General features: G+C 68.5%; 12 protein-coding genes. 10 read left to right on the forward strand and 2 right to left on the reverse strand.

Annotated elements, in window-relative coordinates; translation table 11 throughout:
• Nucleotides 1-9: 9 nt before the first annotated feature.
• Nucleotides 10-2307, reverse strand: coding sequence for a transglycosylase domain-containing protein (locus tag ACH5AO_RS23395; RefSeq protein WP_398927609.1), 2298 nt, complete (start codon nucleotides 2305-2307; stop codon nucleotides 10-12).
• Nucleotides 2308-3036: 729 nt separating this feature from the next.
• Between ACH5AO_RS23395 and ACH5AO_RS23400 the strand changes: the two genes are divergently transcribed.
• From ACH5AO_RS23400 to ACH5AO_RS23415, 4 genes are all read left to right on the forward strand, one after another.
• The gene (locus ACH5AO_RS23400; RefSeq protein ID WP_398927611.1) at nucleotides 3037-3720 is read left to right on the forward strand and encodes a PadR family transcriptional regulator; all 684 of its coding nucleotides are present in this window, start codon (nucleotides 3037-3039) and stop codon (nucleotides 3718-3720) included.
• 43 nt (nucleotides 3721-3763) lie between these two features.
• Nucleotides 3764-4846 (forward strand): inositol-3-phosphate synthase, encoded by a 1083-nt coding sequence (locus ACH5AO_RS23405; RefSeq protein WP_361750486.1) that lies wholly within the window; start codon nucleotides 3764-3766, stop codon nucleotides 4844-4846.
• 77 nt (nucleotides 4847-4923) lie between these two features.
• The gene (locus tag ACH5AO_RS23410) at nucleotides 4924-6186 is read left to right on the forward strand and encodes an MFS transporter (RefSeq protein WP_398927613.1); all 1263 of its coding nucleotides are present in this window, start codon (nucleotides 4924-4926) and stop codon (nucleotides 6184-6186) included.
• A 153-nt stretch (nucleotides 6187-6339) separates the two neighbouring features.
• Entirely contained in the window at nucleotides 6340-6822 is a 483-nt protein-coding gene (locus tag ACH5AO_RS23415) for a hypothetical protein (protein ID WP_398927615.1), read from the forward strand.
• A gap of 97 nt (nucleotides 6823-6919) precedes the next feature.
• Here ACH5AO_RS23415 and ACH5AO_RS23420 read toward each other — a convergent pair whose 3' ends face one another.
• Nucleotides 6920-8386 carry a CCA tRNA nucleotidyltransferase gene (locus ACH5AO_RS23420; RefSeq protein WP_398927618.1) on the reverse strand — a complete coding sequence of 489 codons (1467 nt, stop codon included), beginning with the start codon at nucleotides 8384-8386 and terminating at the stop codon, nucleotides 6920-6922.
• Nucleotides 8387-8584: 198 nt separating this feature from the next.
• On the opposite strand from ACH5AO_RS23420, the gene ACH5AO_RS23425 reads away from it, so the two are divergent.
• The 6 genes from ACH5AO_RS23425 to ACH5AO_RS23450 all read left to right on the forward strand — a co-directional run.
• Nucleotides 8585-10948, forward strand: a complete 2364-nt coding sequence (locus tag ACH5AO_RS23425) for a DUF6049 family protein (protein ID WP_398927620.1) — start codon at nucleotides 8585-8587, stop codon at nucleotides 10946-10948.
• A 44-nt stretch (nucleotides 10949-10992) separates the two neighbouring features.
• The gene (gene murJ / locus ACH5AO_RS23430; RefSeq protein ID WP_398927622.1) at nucleotides 10993-13314 is read left to right on the forward strand and encodes a murein biosynthesis integral membrane protein MurJ; all 2322 of its coding nucleotides are present in this window, start codon (nucleotides 10993-10995) and stop codon (nucleotides 13312-13314) included.
• A gap of 141 nt (nucleotides 13315-13455) precedes the next feature.
• Entirely contained in the window at nucleotides 13456-15177 is a 1722-nt protein-coding gene (locus ACH5AO_RS23435; protein ID WP_398927624.1) for a protein kinase family protein, read from the forward strand.
• Between the two features lie 31 nt (nucleotides 15178-15208).
• Nucleotides 15209-15934: an RNA polymerase sigma factor SigM gene (gene sigM, locus ACH5AO_RS23440; protein ID WP_398927626.1), complete on the forward strand. Its 726-nt coding sequence runs from the start codon at nucleotides 15209-15211 to the stop codon at nucleotides 15932-15934.
• Entirely contained in the window at nucleotides 15931-16815 is an 885-nt protein-coding gene (locus ACH5AO_RS23445) for an anti-sigma factor family protein (RefSeq protein WP_398927628.1), read from the forward strand. The genes sigM and ACH5AO_RS23445 overlap by 4 nt, the downstream gene beginning before the upstream one ends.
• Nucleotides 16816-17006: 191 nt before the next feature.
• A partial coding sequence (locus ACH5AO_RS23450; protein WP_396324356.1) for an FAD-dependent oxidoreductase occupies nucleotides 17007-17117 on the forward strand: 111 nt, incomplete at its 3' end.

The raw sequence follows: 17117 nt of genomic DNA on the forward strand, positions 1-17117 counted from the left end.
ATAAGCCGACTAACCGAAGAGACCGCCGTCACTTCCGTTGCCGTTGCCGCTGCCTCTGCTGTTTCCGGTGTCGCTGCTGGTCGTGGGATCCGGCGAACTGGTCGCGCCTCCGTCGGTGCCGCCGCTGTCCGTGCCGCCCGCATCGGTGCCGCCCGATTCCTCGCCGTCGTCTTCGCAGTTGAAGTCGAACGGCCTGCACGTGGCGGTGTTGGTCGGTGGCGGCGGCGTGGTCTCGGTCTCCGTGGGCGACGGAGGCGCCGACGGCGTCTCCTTCTCCTCTTCCTCCTCGGTCTCCGTGGCCGTCGGGGTGGGAGACGGCGCTCCGATTCCGTCCGCGATCTCGCCGATCTTCTCGGCCTTGGGGAATCCGGGGTCGTCCTCGCCCTTCAGCGCGACCTTCATGTACTCGGTCCAGATCTGCGTGGGAACGTCACCACCGTGGATGGATTCATCACCCGCCGTGCCGTTCATGGAGAGCAGTTCGTGGTCCTTGGGGTCCTCGCGGAACATGGCGACCGAGGTCGCGAGCTGCTGGGTGTAGCCGACCCACCACGCGGACTTGTTCTTGTCGGTGGTACCCGTCTTGCCGGCTGCCGCACGCCCCAGTCCTTGCGCCCGGTAACCGGTACCGTTCTCGATCACGTTCTCGAGGACACTGGTGACGTTGTTCGCCACGTTCTCCGGCATCGCCTGCTTGACGCGCGGCTTCTCGAAGCCGGGCAGTTCCGACCCCTTGTGCTTGACGGCGGTGACCGAGTACGGGTCGGCCTGCTTGCCAGACGCTGCGAAGGTCGCGTAGGCGTCGGCCATGCGGATCGCGCTGGGGGTCGACGTGCCCAGGGCGAACGACGCGTTGAGGTCGGCGAAGCTGTCCTTCAGGATGCCGGATTTCTCGGCGACGTCCGCCACGTTCTTCATCCCCACGTCCATGCCGAGCTGCACGAAGGGGGTGTTGACGGACTGCTCCATCGCCTTGTGCAGGGTGATGTAACCCCACTTGTAGTCGGTTTCGTTCTCCTGGTAGAAGGGCGTGTTGTCCTTCTTGAGGACGAGGGAACCGTCGTTGTTCCTGATCTGCAGATGGTCGTTGCCGTTGTACTTGCTCTGCGGCGAGACGCCTTCGCCATTGGTCTTGTACGTGCCGTGCTCCATAGCGGCGGCCAGCACGAACGGCTTCCACGTCGAGCCGACGGGGACACCCGAGGTGTCCGCGTTGTTGTTGAAGTGACCGTTCTCGAAACCGGCACCGCCGTAGAGAGCGACGATCGCACCGTCGTTGGGCTTCACCGACGCCGCGCCGAACTGGACGTGCTGGTCCTTCTCGCGCTTCTCCGGGTCGAGCTTCTCCTTCTCGACCTTCTTCACGGCCTTGGCCAGCGCGTCGACCTTGTCCTTCTCGAAGGTCGTGTAGATCTGGTAGCCGCCCTGGTCGAACTGCGCCTCCGTGATGTCGGAGTTCTTCAGGACGTAGCGCTTCGCCGTGTCGACGAGGTAGCTGACCTGGCCGGTCATGCCCTTGGTCGCCTTGCGGCCCTGGGGCTCGGGGTACTCCTTGGACGCCTCCTGGTACTCGGCGTCCGAGAGGTGCTTGTCCGTGTGCATCTGCTCGAGGATCCAGGACCAGCGCTCCTCGGAACGCTCACGGTTCTTCTCGGCGGTGGCGGAGGAGTCGAGGTTCACGTTGCCCGCGGGGTCGTAGTACGTCGGCCCCTTGAGCAGCGCGGCGAGGAAGGCGCACTCACTGGGCGTGAGGTCGATCGCGTCCTTGCCGTAGTAGGTCTGGGCGGCGGCCTGGATGCCGTAGGCGCCACGGCCGTAGTACGAGGTGTTCAGGTAGCCCTGGAGGATCTTGTCCTTGGAGAGCTTGGTGCCCACCTTGATCGAGATGAACATCTCCTTGAACTTCCGGGAGACCGTCTGCTCCTGGCTCAGGTAGGTGTTCTTCACGAACTGCTGGGTGATCGTCGAACCACCCTGGGTGTCACCGCCCGTGGCCATGTTGCCGAGCGCCCGGGCGATGCCCATGGGGTCGATGCCCGAGTCTTCGTAGAAGCTCTTGTTCTCGGCCGAGATCACCGCCCACTGCATGGCCTCGGGGATGCGGTCGATCGTCACGTTCTGCCGGTTCTGACCGGCCCCGGTGGCGACCATCTGCTTGCCGTCGGCCCAGTAGTAGACGTTGTTCTCGGACAACGCGGCGGTGTTCTCGTTGGGCACGCTCACCATGGCGTACCCGATCCCGGCCACGGCGACCAGGCTGCCGAAGAAGGCGAGGCACAGCCCGGACACGAGCTTCCAGGACGGCATCCAGCGGCGCCAGCCGTCCTTGTCGAAGCGCGGATAGTCGATGATCCGCTTCTTTCCGGGAGGTGCCGCGCGCCCCCCGCCCCGACCGGGGCCGGCGGTGCCGGCACGGCGGCCTCCGCCTCTCTGCGTCGCGCGTCGTGCCTCGGCGCGGCTGCCGTACGTATGTTCCTCACCCCCCGAGCCGCGGGAGCCCGACCCATAGGCATCGGACGGAGACCCGGTGGCGCCTCGCGGTGCCGCGCGGCGGCCGGAGGACGAACCGGACTGGCCGCGTCGGGCCGCGGCACGTCCGCCTCCCTGCGGCTGCGGCGGTTTGCGACGGTGCTCGCTCATCGAACGACTACTCCTCGGGCAGGCGCACCTTTGCGCGCCTGGAAACGGCGGCTGGTTTCCGGTCCCCCCGAAGTACGGATGCGGCGCTTCGCGCATTCACCCGTACTACGCCGGGGACCAAGACGCCCCCGGGCGTCACTCGGTTCCCGGTGGTGTGCATGGCGCACAGACTACGCACCACCAAAACCCGCCGAGCACAGAAGTTCACCTCAAATCAGGCAACTTGCTCTCGATGAATCGGCGATGTGATCCCGTTCACCTTTTTCCCCCTTGTCGCATCCAGGAGGCCGTTCTATCGTCGTGATGTATCGAGTCGATACATCAGCTCGGCATAATGACGGCGATGAGCCGCACACGAGCCCGTCACGGCATGACCGCGGCAGAGGGGAGGCGACGATGAGCCGGCGTTCCGGGATCCTCGAGTTCGCCGTACTCGGCCTGCTCCGCGAATCTCCGATGCATGGCTATGAGCTGCGCAAACGACTCAATACGTCACTGGGCGTGTTCCGTGCGTTCAGCTACGGGACGCTCTACCCCTGCCTCAAGACGCTGCTCGCCAACGGCTGGTTGATCGAGGAACCGGGGAACACCGCCGAGGACGCCCTGGCGGCCCCGCTCGCGGGGCGCCGCGCCAAGATCGTCTACCGGTTGACGGCGGAGGGCAAGGAGCACTTCGAGCAGTTGCTCTCCCAGACGGGACCCGACGCGTACGAGGACGAGACCTTCGCCGCGCGGTTCGCCTTCTTCGGGCAGACGTCGCGCGACGTGCGCATGCGCGTGCTCGAGGGCCGCCGCAGCCGGCTGGAGGAGCGCCTCGAGAAGATGCGCGCCTCCCTGGCCCGGACCCGGGAGCGCCTCGACGACTACACGCTCGAACTCCAGCGCCACGGGATGGAGTCCGTGGAGCGCGAAGTGCGCTGGCTGAACGAGCTCATCGAGAGCGAGCGGGCCGGGCGGGACCTGAAGGGGTCCGCCACCGGGGGAACCGCTCAGCAGGACACCACATCTGGAGCGACGGGCGGCCTGCCCCGGCCCGGGGACGACCCCCGGCCGGATACGCCCGACGACACCGCCACGTGAGACCCCTGAAGGGCCTCACTCGTACACACAGGGAGCAACCGGAATGGGTTCGGTTCGCGTAGCCATCGTCGGCGTGGGCAACTGCGCCGCATCGCTGGTGCAGGGCGTCGAGTACTACAAGGACGCCGATCCGGCGTCCAAGGTCCCGGGCCTGATGCATGTCCAGTTCGGCGACTACCACGTCCGTGACATCGAGTTCGTCGCCGCCTTCGACGTGGACGCCAAGAAGGTCGGCCTGGACCTCGCGGACGCCATCGGCGCCTCCGAGAACAACACCATCAAGATCTGCGACGTGCCGAACAGCGGCGTCCAGGTCCAGCGCGGCCACACCCTCGACGGTCTCGGCAAGTACTACCGGGAGACCATCGAGGAGTCCGCCGAGGCCCCGGTCGACGTCGTCCAGGTCCTCAAGGACAAGCAGGTCGACGTCCTCGTCTGCTACCTGCCTGTCGGCTCCGAGGACGCGGCGAAGTTCTACGCCCAGTGCGCCATCGACGCCAAGGTCGCCTTCGTCAACGCCCTCCCGGTCTTCATCGCCGGCACCAAGGAGTGGGCGGACAAGTTCACCGAGGCGGGCGTCCCGATCGTCGGTGACGACATCAAGTCGCAGGTCGGCGCCACCATCACGCACCGCGTCATGGCGAAGCTGTTCGAGGACCGCGGTGTCGTCCTGGACCGCACGATGCAGCTGAACGTCGGCGGCAACATGGACTTCAAGAACATGCTCGAGCGCGACCGCCTCGAGTCCAAGAAGATCTCCAAGACGCAGGCCGTCACCTCGCAGATCCCCGACCGGGACCTCGGCGAGAAGAACGTCCACATCGGCCCGTCCGACTACGTGGCCTGGCTGGACGACCGCAAGTGGGCCTACGTCCGCCTCGAGGGCCGCGCCTTCGGTGACGTCCCGCTGAACCTGGAGTACAAGCTCGAGGTCTGGGACTCCCCGAACTCCGCCGGCGTCATCATCGACGCCCTGCGCGCCGCGAAGATCGCCAAGGACCGGGGCATCGGCGGCCCGATCCTCTCGGCGTCCTCGTACTTCATGAAGTCCCCGCCGGTGCAGTACTTCGACGACGAGGCCCGCGAGAACGTCGAGAAGTTCATCCAGGGCCAGGTCGAGCGCTGAGACCTCCCCTTGTGGGCAGTTGAGGGTCTCCGGGTCGTACGGCCCGGAGACCCTCTCCGTATGTGAGGCTGTGCCCCATGGCCGTCGTCCGTGACCTGCGCGTCCTGCTGCGTCTCCAGGGCTTCAGGCGCCTGCTGGCCGTCCGGCTGCTCTCCCAGGGCGCCGACGGCGTCTTCCAGGTCGCGCTCGCCGCCTACGTGGTCTTCTCCCCCGAGAAGCAGACGTCGGCCACGGCGATCGCCTCCGCGATGGCGGTCCTGCTCCTCCCGTACTCCGTGGTCGGCCCCTTCGCGGGAGTCCTCCTGGACCGCTGGCGCCGCCGTCAGGTCTTCCTGTACGGCAACCTGCTGCGCGCCCTGATGGCCTCGGTGACCGCCCTCCTGATCCTCGGCCGGGTGCCCGACTGGCTCCTCTTCGTCGCCGCCCTGTGCGTCACGGGCGTCAACCGCTTCGTCCTCGCCGGGCTGTCCGCCGCACTGCCGCGCGTGGTGGACAGCGAGCGACTGGTCGTCGCCAACTCCCTTTCCCCGACCGCCGGAACGCTCGCCGCGACCGCGGGCGGTGGTCTCGCCTTCGTCGTCCGCCTGGTCGTCGCCGACTCCGACGCGGCCGTGGTGCTCGTGGGCGCCGCGCTGTACCTGTGCGCGGCCGTGGCATCGCTCCGCATCGCGAAGGAACTGCTCGGTCCCGACCGCGCGTTGGTACACCCCCGGCTGGCCACGGCACTCACCGGGACCGCTCGGGACCTGATGGCGGGCGTACGGCACCTCGCCGCGCCCCGGCGCAGGGAGGCCGCCTGGGCGCTCACGGCGATGTCGCTCATGCGGTTCTGCTACGGCGCGATGCTCGTCATGCTGCTGATGCTCTGCCGGTACGCCCTGACATCGACCACCGACGAGGGACTCGCCCTGCTGGGGCTGGCGTTGGGCGTGTCCGGCGCCGGTTTCTTCGCCGCTGCCGTCCTCACGCCCTGGGCCGCGGGACGGCTCGGCCCCGGCCGCTGGATCGCGGTGTGCGCCGCGGCGGCGGCCGTACTGGAGCCGGCGCTCGGCCTGCCCTTCGCCTCCGGCCCCTTGCTGGCCGGGGCGTTCGTCCTGGGCCTGACCACCCAGGGCGCGAAGATCGCCACGGACACCGTCGTCCAGGCCTGTGTCGACGACGACTTCCGTGGCCGGATCTTCTCCGTGTACGACGTCCTGTTCAACGTGGCCTTCGTCGGCGCCGCGGGAGTGGCCGCCCTGATGCTCCCGCCGGACGGCCGATCGGTCCCGCTGGTGGTAACGATCGCCGTTATCTACGGGGCAGTAGCTGTGGGTATGGCGCGTTTTGAGCGTCAGTAAGTGTCACATCAACGCCACAGAGCCTTATTGGGCCACGGAGTTGTCAGTGCGGGCCGGTAGCTTACGTGCGTCTTATCAACGCGTCTTTCGCGCCACGCACCCGTGCGTTCGCGTCTTTCGCGCCACGCACTCATGTTCTAGGGGGACCCCCACGTGACCACTCCGCCGCCTCAGGGCAATCCGTTCGCGCAGGGCCAGCAGCAGCCCTACGGCCAGCCCCAGGGCCAGGCCCCCTTCTCCCAGCAGGCGGGCCAGCCCGGTTTCCCCCCGCCGGGTGCGCCGGTTCCCCCACAGCAGGGTCGCAAGCTCAGCTTCAAGACGATCAAGAACATCGTCATCGTCCTGATCGTCGCCGGTGTGGCCATCGGCGGCTGGATCACCAGCCAGGACGACGCCAACACCGCCGCCGTCGGCGACTGCATGCACCGGGGCAGCACGAACGACAACAACCCGGACCTCGAGGTCGTCGACTGCGGTGACACGAAGGCGCAGTACACGGTGCTCGCCAAGATCGAGGGCGACTTCTCCGGCCTCACGGCTCAGAGCAAGTGCGACGCGGCAGCCAAGGACTTCGAGTACGTGTACACGGAGACCAACGGCAGCCAGAGCTTCCTCCTCTGCCTGAAGGACAAGTAGGACAGACGACGAGGGGTGGCGTTTCACGTGAAACGCCACCCCTCACGCATGCCCACGGGGTGATGTTTCACGTGAAACATCACCCCGTGGCACATCCTCAGGCCTGCCGACCGGCCCACCACTCCTTGAGCGCCGCCACCGCCGCGTCGTGCCCCATCGGGCCGTTCTCCAGCCGGAGCTCCAGAAGGTGCTTGTACGCCTGGCCGACGGCCGGACCCGGCTTGACGCCGAGGATCTCCATGATCTGGTTGCCGTCGAGGTCCGGGCGAATGGCGTCCAGCTCCTCCTGCTCCTGAAGCTGGGCGATGCGCGCTTCCAGTCCGTCGTACGCACGGGAGAGCGCGGCGGCCTTGCGCCGGTTGCGCGTGGTGCAGTCCGAACGGGTCAGCTTGTGGAGCCGACCGAGAAGCGGTCCGGCGTCACGGACATAGCGACGCACGGCGGAGTCCGTCCACTCTCCCATGCCGTAACCGTGGAAGCGCAGATGGAGTTCGACGAGACGCGAGACGTCCTTCACCAGCTCGTTGGAGTACTTGAGCGCCGTCATGCGCTTCTTGGTCATCTTCGCTCCGACCACTTCGTGGTGGTGGAACGAGACGCGGCCGTCCTTCTCGAAACGCCGCGTGCGCGGCTTGCCGATGTCGTGCAGCAGGGCCGCCAGGCGAAGGGTCAGATCGGGACCGTCCTCCTCCAGGGCCATCGCCTGCTCCAGGACGATCAGCGTGTGGTCGTAGACGTCCTTGTGCCGGTGGTGCTCGTCCCGCTCCAGGTGCAGGGCCGGCAGCTCGGGCAGCACGTACTCGGCGATCCCGGTGTCCACGAGCAGGGACAGTCCCTTGCGCGGGTACGCGGAGAGGATCAGCTTGTTCAGCTCGTCCCGTACGCGCTCGGCGGAGACGATCTCGATGCGCCCGGCCATCTCCTTCATCGCCGTGACGACCTCGGGTGCCACCTCGAAGTCGAGCTGGGCGGCGAAACGGGCGGCCCGCATCATCCGCAGCGGATCGTCCGAGAAGGACTCCTCAGGCGTGCCCGGGGTGCGCAGCACCCGCGCGGCCAGGTCGACGCGACCGCCGTACGGATCGATGAACCGCTTCTCCGGCAGCGCGACGGCCATCGCGTTCACCGTGAAGTCACGGCGGACCAGGTCTTCCTCGATCGAGTCGCCGTACGACACCTCCGGCTTGCGTGAGGTGCGGTCGTACGCTTCCGAACGATAGGTGGTCACCTCGATCTGGAAGCTCCGGTCGGCGTCCTCGACGCGGGCTTCCTTCTGCGCACCGACCGTGCCGAAGGCGATCCCGACGTCCCAGACGGCGTCCGCCCAGGGACGCATGATCTTCAGTACGTCCTGCGGGCGGGCGTCGGTCGTGAAGTCCAGATCGTTGCCGAGGCGGCCCAGCAGCGCGTCCCGCACCGAGCCGCCCACCAGGGCGAGTGAGAACCCGGCTTCCTGAAAGCGGCGGGCAAGGTCGTCGGCGACAGGGGCGACCCGCAGCAGTTCACTCACGGCGCGGTCCTGCGCCTGGCTCAGGGCACTGGTTTCTTCGTTGGCGTTCGGCACAACAGAAGAGGGTACGTGGCCGGAACCACCGAGGGCTCCTCCATGACGTGTACAAGGACACCACCGTCGATACACGGACAAGCCCATGCCTGCCGATCTTGTGGACCGGTCCGCGGCACTTCCTCCTGGCGCGCATCGTTACCATGCGTGGACGCACATTCCGACAACCATTGACGAAGACGAGGGACGGGCGAGCGCGTGGCCGAGGCGGCAGACTTCCAGGGAACCAGTCCCTCACCTGCCCGCCGCTGGCTGCGGCGTACCGGAGCCCTGCTCGCCGGAGCGCCCCTGCTGGCGGGGCTCGTCCAGCTGCCCGCCGCGCCCCCCGCGAACGCCGCGGAGTCGGACGCGTCACAGGCCACCTCCGGTGCGGGCTCGGTCTCCGTCTCGGTCGACACCCTCACCCCTGGCGCCCCCACCGAGGGCGACACCGTCACCGTGTCCGGAACGGTGACCAACAAGGGCAAGCAGACCGTCACCGACGCCCACGTGGGACTGCATGTGGGTCCCTTGCTGAACACCCGCTCGGGAATCGACAGCGTCGCCAGGAACAGCACCGATCTGCAGAGCTCCATCGGCCCGGAGGTCGGCGGCAAGTACTCCGAGGAGTTCGCCGAGCTCACTCCGGGTGTCTCGCAGTCCTTCACCATCTCGGTGCCGGTGGACAAGCTGGACCTCGGGCAGGACGGCGTCTACCAGCTGGCCGTCGCACTCTCCGGGGAGACCTCCGACCAACCGTGGGAACAGCCCCTCGGCGTCCAGCACACGTTCCTGCCGTGGCAGCCCGACGAAGCCGGTACGAAGACGAAGACGACGTTCATGTGGCCGCTGATCTCCACCGTCCACATGACGGCGGAGACGGGTTCGGACGAGCAGCAGACGCCGGTCTTCCACGACGACGACCTGGCCAAGGAGATCTCCCCGGGCGGCCGACTGGACCGGATGGTGGCGCTGGGCAAGGACCTCGACGTCACCTGGGTGATCGATCCGGACCTGCTGGCGTCCGTCGAGGCGATGACCGAACGTTACGAGATCCCCGGCGAGGGTGACGACACCGTCGTCGGCAGCCACCAGTCGGTCGCCAAGCGATGGCTCACCGAGGTGCAGCAGGCCGTGACGGACGAAGAGGTCGTCGTGCTGCCGTTCGGCGACCCCGACCTGGCTTCCCTCGCGCACAACGGCACGTCCGTCACCGGCTCGCTGGGCCACCTCAAGGAAGCCACCGACGTCGCCGGGACCGTGGAGGCCATCCTCCACGTCAAACCCGTCACGGACTTCGCCTGGCCCGTCAACGGCGCCGTCGACCCCTCCATCGTCAAGGTCGCCACATCCGCCGGAGCCGACAAGGTGATCGCCCGCAGCGACACCTTCAAGGAGACCGGCGGCCTGTCGTACACGCCCTCCGCCTCCCGGCCCATCGGCGGCGGCACCACGGCCGTCGTCGCGGACGCACGGCTGTCCACGGCGTTCCAGGGCGACATGATCAAGGCCTCCACCTCCACGCTCGCTGTGCAGCGGTTCCTGGCCCAGAGCCTGACCCTCGGCCTGCAGACGGGGAAGCAGCGCAGTGTCGTCGTCGCGCCGCAGCGCACGCCGTCCGCGAGCCAGGCCCGGGCGATGGCCGAGGCGCTCACGATCCTCCAGGACGGAACCTGGTCCGAGCCGCAGGACCTCACGGCGGCCGCCGAGGCCGAACCGGACGCCTCCGCCACCACCAAGGTCCCCTCGGCCTCCGCGTACCCCTCCTCGTTGCGCAAGCACGAGCTGCCGCGTACGGCGTTCGAGCAGATCGAGAGGACGCAGGCCAAGCTCGACAAGTTCAAGGTGATCCTCTCCGACCAGTCCCGGGTGGTGACCCCGTTCGGACGTGCCCTGAACCGGTCGATGTCCGTGTCGTGGAGAGGTCGGCAATCCGAGGCCGCGATCTACCGGAGCGGCGTCGAGTCGTACCTCGACACGCTCATCGGCCAGGTCAGGCTGATCGACAAGTCGGAGACGAAACTCTCCGGCCGCAGTGCCACCATCCCCGTGACGGTCCAGAACAACCTGGTGCAGGGCGTCGAGCACCTGGTGCTGCGGCTCACCTCGACCAACCCGACCCGTCTCGAAATCAACGGGGACGCCTACGAGGAGCAGCCCGTCACGGTCTCCGGGGGCCACAGCCAGTCGGTGAAGTTCACCACATCCGCCAACGCCAACGGACGGGCGACGGTGGTCGCCCAGCTGTACACGCAGGACGGCCAGAGGTACGGCGAACCCGTCACGTTCGACGTGAAGGTCACCGAGATCACCGCCACGGTGATGCTGGTCATCGGCGGTGGCGTGCTGTTGCTCGTCCTCGCCGGCTTCCGGATGTACACCCAGCGCAAGCGGGCCGCGGCCCGCGAGGCGGACGAGGACGCCGACGCCCCGCAGAACCCGGAAGCGGCCGGGGAACGTCTCGCCCGGGAGCCCGGTGCGGACGCTCCGGCGGACGCCCCGGAGCAGCCGGGTGACCCGGTACCGGACACCGCACCGGAGAACGCCGACCCGTCCGGCACGGGTGAGAGAGTGGACCGTTGAGGATGTCGTGGCCGGTGGGCCCGGGACGATGAGGTGGGGTAACCATGAACGCGCCGTACGACGGTGACCGCGGCCATGCCGCGGACAACTCGGGCCATCCCGAGTCGGACCCCCCGCAGGGTCCGCCGCCCGGGCACGGCCAGGTGCCGCAGCCTCCCGCCGACCCATACCTCCAGGACGCCTACGCCCAGGATCCCTACCGGGCGCAGGACCTCACCGCCCAGGATCCCGTCGCCGAGGCGCTCTACGACCGCGCCGCGCACCCGCCGCCTCCTCCCGGCACCTACCCCCCTCAGCAGCAGCTGTACGGGCAGCCGCCCCAGTCCCCGTACGCCCCCGACCCGCGGGTGTGGGCCCAGCCCCCCGCACCGGAGCCGGACGGACCGACGCAGTACCTGCCGTACGGCGACGACCCGCGCACCACGCAGTTCGTGGGCGTGGACGACCTGGTCGGCCAGGCCGGGGACCAGCGTCACGAGCCGGACGCCTTCGCCCATCTCTTCCGCGACCAGCAGCAGAGCGGCGCCTTCCCCGACCAGCAGGGTGGTGGGTATCCCCGGCAACACACTGATGGACACCCGGCCCAGCCTTCGGTGAGCGGACCGCAGCCCTACGCCCCCGCACCGGTACCGGGCCCGGCGACCCCGACACCGGGTCACTACGCGGGAGCCACGCCGCCTCCCGCCGCGGAGGCTCCCGTACCTGAACCGGCTTCCGCTCCCGCCCCGAAGAAGGGCGGCCGGGCCGGGGGACTGCTGAAGTCGAGCGCCGTGATGGCGGCGGGCACGATGGTGTCCCGCCTCACGGGGTTCGTCCGGTCCGCGATGATCGTCTCGGCGCTCGGCCTCGCCCTGCTGGGCGAGTCCTTCCAGATCGCGTACCAGCTACCGACGATGATCTACATCCTGACCGTCGGCGGTGGCCTCAACTCCGTCTTCGTGCCCCAGCTCGTACGAGCGATGAAGGACGACGAGGACGGGGGCGAGGCCTACGCCAACCGTCTGCTGACGCTCGTGATGGTCGCCCTGGCCGCACTCACCGCCCTCGCGTGGCTGGCCGCCCCTCTCCTGGTGCGCGCCCTGTCGGTCCCGGTCGCCGACGACCCCGCGGCCAACGACGTCGCCGTCACCTTCACCCGCTACTTCCTGCCCTCGATCTTCTTCATGGGCATTCACGTGGTGATGGGTCAGATCCTCAACGCGCGCGGCCGGTTCGGCGCGATGATGTGGACCCCGGTCCTGAACAACATCGTCATCATCGTCACGCTCGGCACGTTCATCTGGGTCTACGGCACCGCCGCGGACTCGCAGATGAAGGTCACGAACATTCCGCCGGAGGGACTGCGACTGCTGGGTGTCGGCGTCCTGCTCGGACTCGTGGTCCAGGCCCTGGCAATGGTTCCGTACCTGCGCGAGACCGGATTCCGTATCCGTCTGCGCTTCGACTGGAAGGGCCACGGGCTCGGCAAGGCGGCCATGCTCGCCAAGTGGACCATCCTGTTCGTCCTTGCCAACCAGGCGGGCGCGCTGGTGGTCACCCAGTTGGCCACCGCGTCGGTCAAGGACACGAACATCGACGGTACGGGCTTCAGCGCCTACTCCAACGCCCAGCTGATCTGGGGTCTGCCCCAGGCCATCATCACCGTCTCCTTGATGGCCGCTCTCCTGCCTCGTATCTCACGCTCGGCGGCCGAGGACGACGCGGGTGCCGTCCGGGACGACATCTCCCAGGGCCTGCGCACCACGGCCGTCGCCATCGTGCCGGTCGCCTTCGGCTTCGTCTCGCTCGGCATCCCGATGTGCACGCTGATGTTCGGTGCCTCGGGCACCGAAGCGGCCACCAACATGGGCTACATGCTGATGGCCTTCGGCCTCGGCCTGATCCCCTACTCCGTGCAGTACGTCGTCCTGCGGGCCTTCTACGCGTACGAAGACACCCGAACCCCCTTCTACAACACGGTCATCGTGGCCGCGGGCAACGCGATCGCCTCGGGCGTCTGCTACGTCGTACTCCCGGCCCGCTGGGCCGTGGTCGGCATGGCCGCCTCGTACGGTCTGGCCTACGTGATCGGTGTCGGCGTCGCCTGGCGCCGGCTGCGCAAGCGACTGGGCGGGGACCTGGACGGCTCCAGGGTGCTGCGGACCTACGCACGGCTGTGCATCGCCTCCGTTCCCGCCGCGCTGCTCAGCGGTGCGGCCTGCTACGGGATCGTGCAGACGCTCGGCCAGGACGTCCTGGGCTCCTTCGCGGCACTGCTGGCCGGTGGGGCCGTACTGTTCGGAGTCTTCTTCGTGGCCGCCCGCCGGATGCGGATCGAGGAAGTCAACTCGCTGGTCGGTATGGTGCGCGGACGCCTTGGACGCTGAGCCAAGGGGTAGGCGCACAACCATCGTCAGCCACTGTGTGTCGTGCATAGCGGCGGACTGTGGGCACAATTGGTCTCGGCGTCGAACGGCGCGCGACGGACGCCGGCCGACGCGCATGGGATGGGGAGGCAGGGAACGACGGTGGCCGAACGGAGCACAGCTGCCGTCGACGTGGCAGACAACAGCGGCGAGCAGTCGCTGACCGCACAGGCGGACCAGTCCACGGCCGACGGGGTGGCCCAGAACCGGGAGCGGGACACGGACAGCGACGAGGCACAGGAGAGCGCCGGGGCCGACGGTTCCGCGAAGATCTCGCCACCCGAACTGCACAGCGGTCACAAGCTCGCCAAGCGTTACCGTCTCGAGGAGTGCGTCACCCGTCTGGACGGGTTCAGCAGCTGGCGCGCCGTGGACGAGAAGCTCCGCCGCGCCGTCGGCGTGCACATCCTGCCCGCAGATCACGCGCGCGCCCGGTCCGTCCTTGCCGCGGCCCGGTCCTCCGCCCTGCTGGGCGACCCGCGCTTCGTCCAGGTCCTGGACGCCGTCGAGGAGAACGACGTCGTCTACGTCGTGCACGAGTGGCTCCCCGACGCCACCGAACTGACGACGCTCCTGGCGGCCGGCCCACTGGAGGTGTACGACGCCTACCAGATGGTCAGTCAGGTCTCCGCCGCCATGGCCGCGGCCCACCGTGAGGGCCTCGCCCACCTGCGTCTGAACCCCAACGCCGTCCTGCGCACCTCGACCGGCCAGTGGCGCATCCGCGGCCTCGCGGTCAACGCCGCGCTGCGCGGCATCAGCTCCGACACCCCGCAGCGCACCGACACCGAGTCCATCGGCGCCCTGCTCTACGCGGCGCTGACCCAGCGCTGGCCGTACGAGAGCGACGCCTACGGCATGTCGGGACTGCCGAAGGACATCGGGCTGATCCCGCCCGACCAGGTCCGCGCCGGTGTCCACCGCGGGCTGTCCGAGCTGGCCATGCGCGCGCTCGCCAACGACGGCGCCACGGCCTCGCGCCACGAGTCGGCGTGCACCACGCCCGAGGAGCTGGTGAAGGCGATCGGCGAGATGCCCCGCATCCGCCCGCCGGAGCCCGCGTTCACGACGCCGCCCGACTACCAGCGCACCACCTACCAGCAGGGCACCTACGGCCGGCCGGCACCGCACCCCGGCGTCACCCAGCCGGTGCCGTCGCCCCCGCCTCCCCCGCTGCAGAGCCGCACCGGCAAGGCGCTGAAGTGGGCCGTCTCGGCCCTGCTGATCGCCGCGCTGGGCCTGGGCAGCTGGCAGCTCGCGGACGCGCTCCTGGAACAGGACAAGCAGTCCGACGACACCAACCAGACCCAGACGACCGACGGCGGCGACAAGAGCACCGGCAAGCCCAAGCCGGCCAAGCCCATCAGCGTTCAGGGCTCCCAGGAGTACGTCGTCACGGGCGAAGCGCAGGCACCGGAGGATGTGGCCAAGACCTACGACGGCGACAACTCCACCTACTGGCGCACGAAGAAGTACAACGACGGCCCGATACTCGCGCCGTACAAGCCCGGCGTCGGCATCGTCTACGACCTCGGTTCACCTCAGGAACTGTCGACCGCGTCGATGGGCCTCCGGTACGCCGGTGATCACACGACCGTGCACCTCTACGCCACCGACTCTCTGTCGCCCTCGACAGGGATCGAGGGAATGAAGGAGATCGGAACCGCGACCACCAGCGGTACATCACTCACGGTCAAGGCAGCCAAGTCACTCAAGACCCAGTACGTCCTGGTGTGGATCACCGCTGCGCCGTACGCTCCCTCCGACGGTTACAGCACCGCAGGCTACAAGCAGGCCATCACCGAAGTGACGTTCAAGGGCTGAGAACCCACGGAGCCGAAGGGGAGGGGGCCCGATGGCAGACGGCAGCATCTACGGCGACGTCAGTGATCAGGGCCTCCTCGCCCGCCATGTGGAGGGCGATCCCGACGCCTTCGGTGAGCTCGTGCGCCGGCATCGTGACCGGCTCTGGGCCGTGGCGCTGCGGACGCTCGGCGACCGTGAGGAGGCCGCCGACGCCGTCCAGGACGCCCTCGTCTCCGCCTACCGGGCCGCCCACACCTTCCGTGGCCAGTCGGCCGTCACGACGTGGCTGCACCGGATCACGGTGAACGCCTGCCTGGACCGCGCCCGCAAGACGGCCTCCCGCAAGACCGCGCCGGTCGACGACACGGAGCGTCTGGAGCAGTTGCTCGAACCCCACGAGTCCGCCTCCGCGCCCGCGGAGCGCAACGATCTGCACCGCCAGCTCATCGAAGCCATGGGCACCCTCCCGCCCGATCAGCGGGCCGCGCTCGTCCTCGTGGACATGCAGGGCTATCCAGTCGCCGAAGCCGCCCGCATCCTCGATGTGCCCACCGGCACGGTGAAGAGCCGTTGTGCACGAGGCAGAGCCAGACTTCTGCCCCTGCTCGCTCATCTACGGCCGGACGGCCCCGGTGAGAGCAAGAAACAGGGTGAAGGGCGGAACCGGACGCAGGGGACGCCCGTCCCACCCGCAGCGGGCCCGCAGCAGGCGGATCCGCCGGCCCCAGGATCGAACGACCCGGCTGCAGTGAAGGGCGGAGGTGGGCGAGCGTGACGTCGACGACAGACATGGCCGAGCACCCGGACGTCACGGAGATCTCCGACCTGTCCGAAGGGCTCCTCCCGGCTGCCCGGAGCGCCGCCGTACGCCGGCATCTGGACGAGTGTGCGCTCTGCGCGGACGTCCATGCCTCACTTGAGGAGATCCAGGGCCTGCTCGGCACAGTGCCGGATCCGCTCCACATGCCTGCCGAGGTCGCACACCGCATCGACGCCGCACTTGCCGCGGAGGCCCTGCTGCACGCCACGGCGGCGGAACCCGTGACCTCCGAGACCCAGCCTGCGCATGTTTCACGTGAAACATCGACGTCCCAGGACCGACCGGCTGGACGCCCCCGCTCCACCTCGACCGGACCGGGGCGCAAGAGCCGCCTGCGTGGCGGGCGCCGCCGGATCGCCGTCCTGGGGACCGTCTTCACGGTCGCTGCTCTGGGGCTCGGGTCCGTGGTGCTGTCCTCCATGAACGACGGCACCGGCCAGGACGAGGGAACCCGGACGACCGCCTCGGACACCTTCTCCGAAGGAAAGCTGGAGAAGCAGGTCACCGACCTCCTCGCACAGAACCAGGCAGAGATGAAGGGCTCCGCCACCGCGCGTACCTTCGGATCGCAGCCGGATTCCGACACCGTCAGGCCCAGGGTCCTCAAGGATTCCGCGGTGCCGAAGTGCGTCAGTGACGGCATCGGTCGCAACGACGCCGCACTCGCCACCAAGAAAGGCACGTACAAGGGAAAGGAAGCGATGCTCGTCGTGCTTCCCGACGCCTCGGACGACACCCGTGTGACCGCGTACATCGTCGAGGCGACCTGTGTGGACAACCCGTCCGCGGCTGCCATGGCGAAGGTCCTGCTGAAGCATTCCTACACGCGCTCCTGACGACCGGCGCTTCGTCTCCCTTCCGCGTGGCATCCCGTACGGTGTCCGCTTCTCCCTGCCGGCGGCGGGCCGTGCCCGTGTGCCCGGGCACGGCGGGAATGTGCGCCCCTTAGGATCCGTTGGACGGGGTGAGAGTTCCGAAAGGAGCTCCCCCGGTCGACCGACGCAGTCCAGAGACGAGGAATCAAGCCGTGAGCGACGTCCGTAACGTGATCATCATCGGCTCGGGGCCCGCCGGCTACACGGCGGCGCTCTACACCGCCCGTGCGTCGTTGAAGCCCCTCGTGTTCGAGGGCGCTGTC

This window comes from Streptomyces sp. NPDC018964, from assembly GCF_044390325.1.
In the GTDB taxonomy this organism is placed as follows: Bacteria; Actinomycetota; Actinomycetes; order Streptomycetales; family Streptomycetaceae; genus Streptomyces.

Excerpts from the sequence above, each read along its gene's own strand:
- ACH5AO_RS23395 (WP_398927609.1), bottom strand. The coding sequence starts at position 2,307 with ATGCCGTCCTGGAAGCTCGTGTCCGGGCTGTGCCTCGCCTTCTTCGGC.
- ACH5AO_RS23400 (WP_398927611.1), top strand. The coding sequence starts at position 3,037 with ATGAGCCGGCGTTCCGGGATCCTCGAGTTCGCCGTACTCGGCCTGCTC.
- ACH5AO_RS23405 (WP_361750486.1), top strand. The coding sequence starts at position 3,764 with ATGGGTTCGGTTCGCGTAGCCATCGTCGGCGTGGGCAACTGCGCCGCA.
- ACH5AO_RS23410 (WP_398927613.1), top strand. The coding sequence starts at position 4,924 with ATGGCCGTCGTCCGTGACCTGCGCGTCCTGCTGCGTCTCCAGGGCTTC.
- murJ (WP_398927622.1), top strand. The coding sequence starts at position 10,993 with ATGAACGCGCCGTACGACGGTGACCGCGGCCATGCCGCGGACAACTCG.
- sigM (WP_398927626.1), top strand. The coding sequence starts at position 15,209 with ATGGCAGACGGCAGCATCTACGGCGACGTCAGTGATCAGGGCCTCCTC.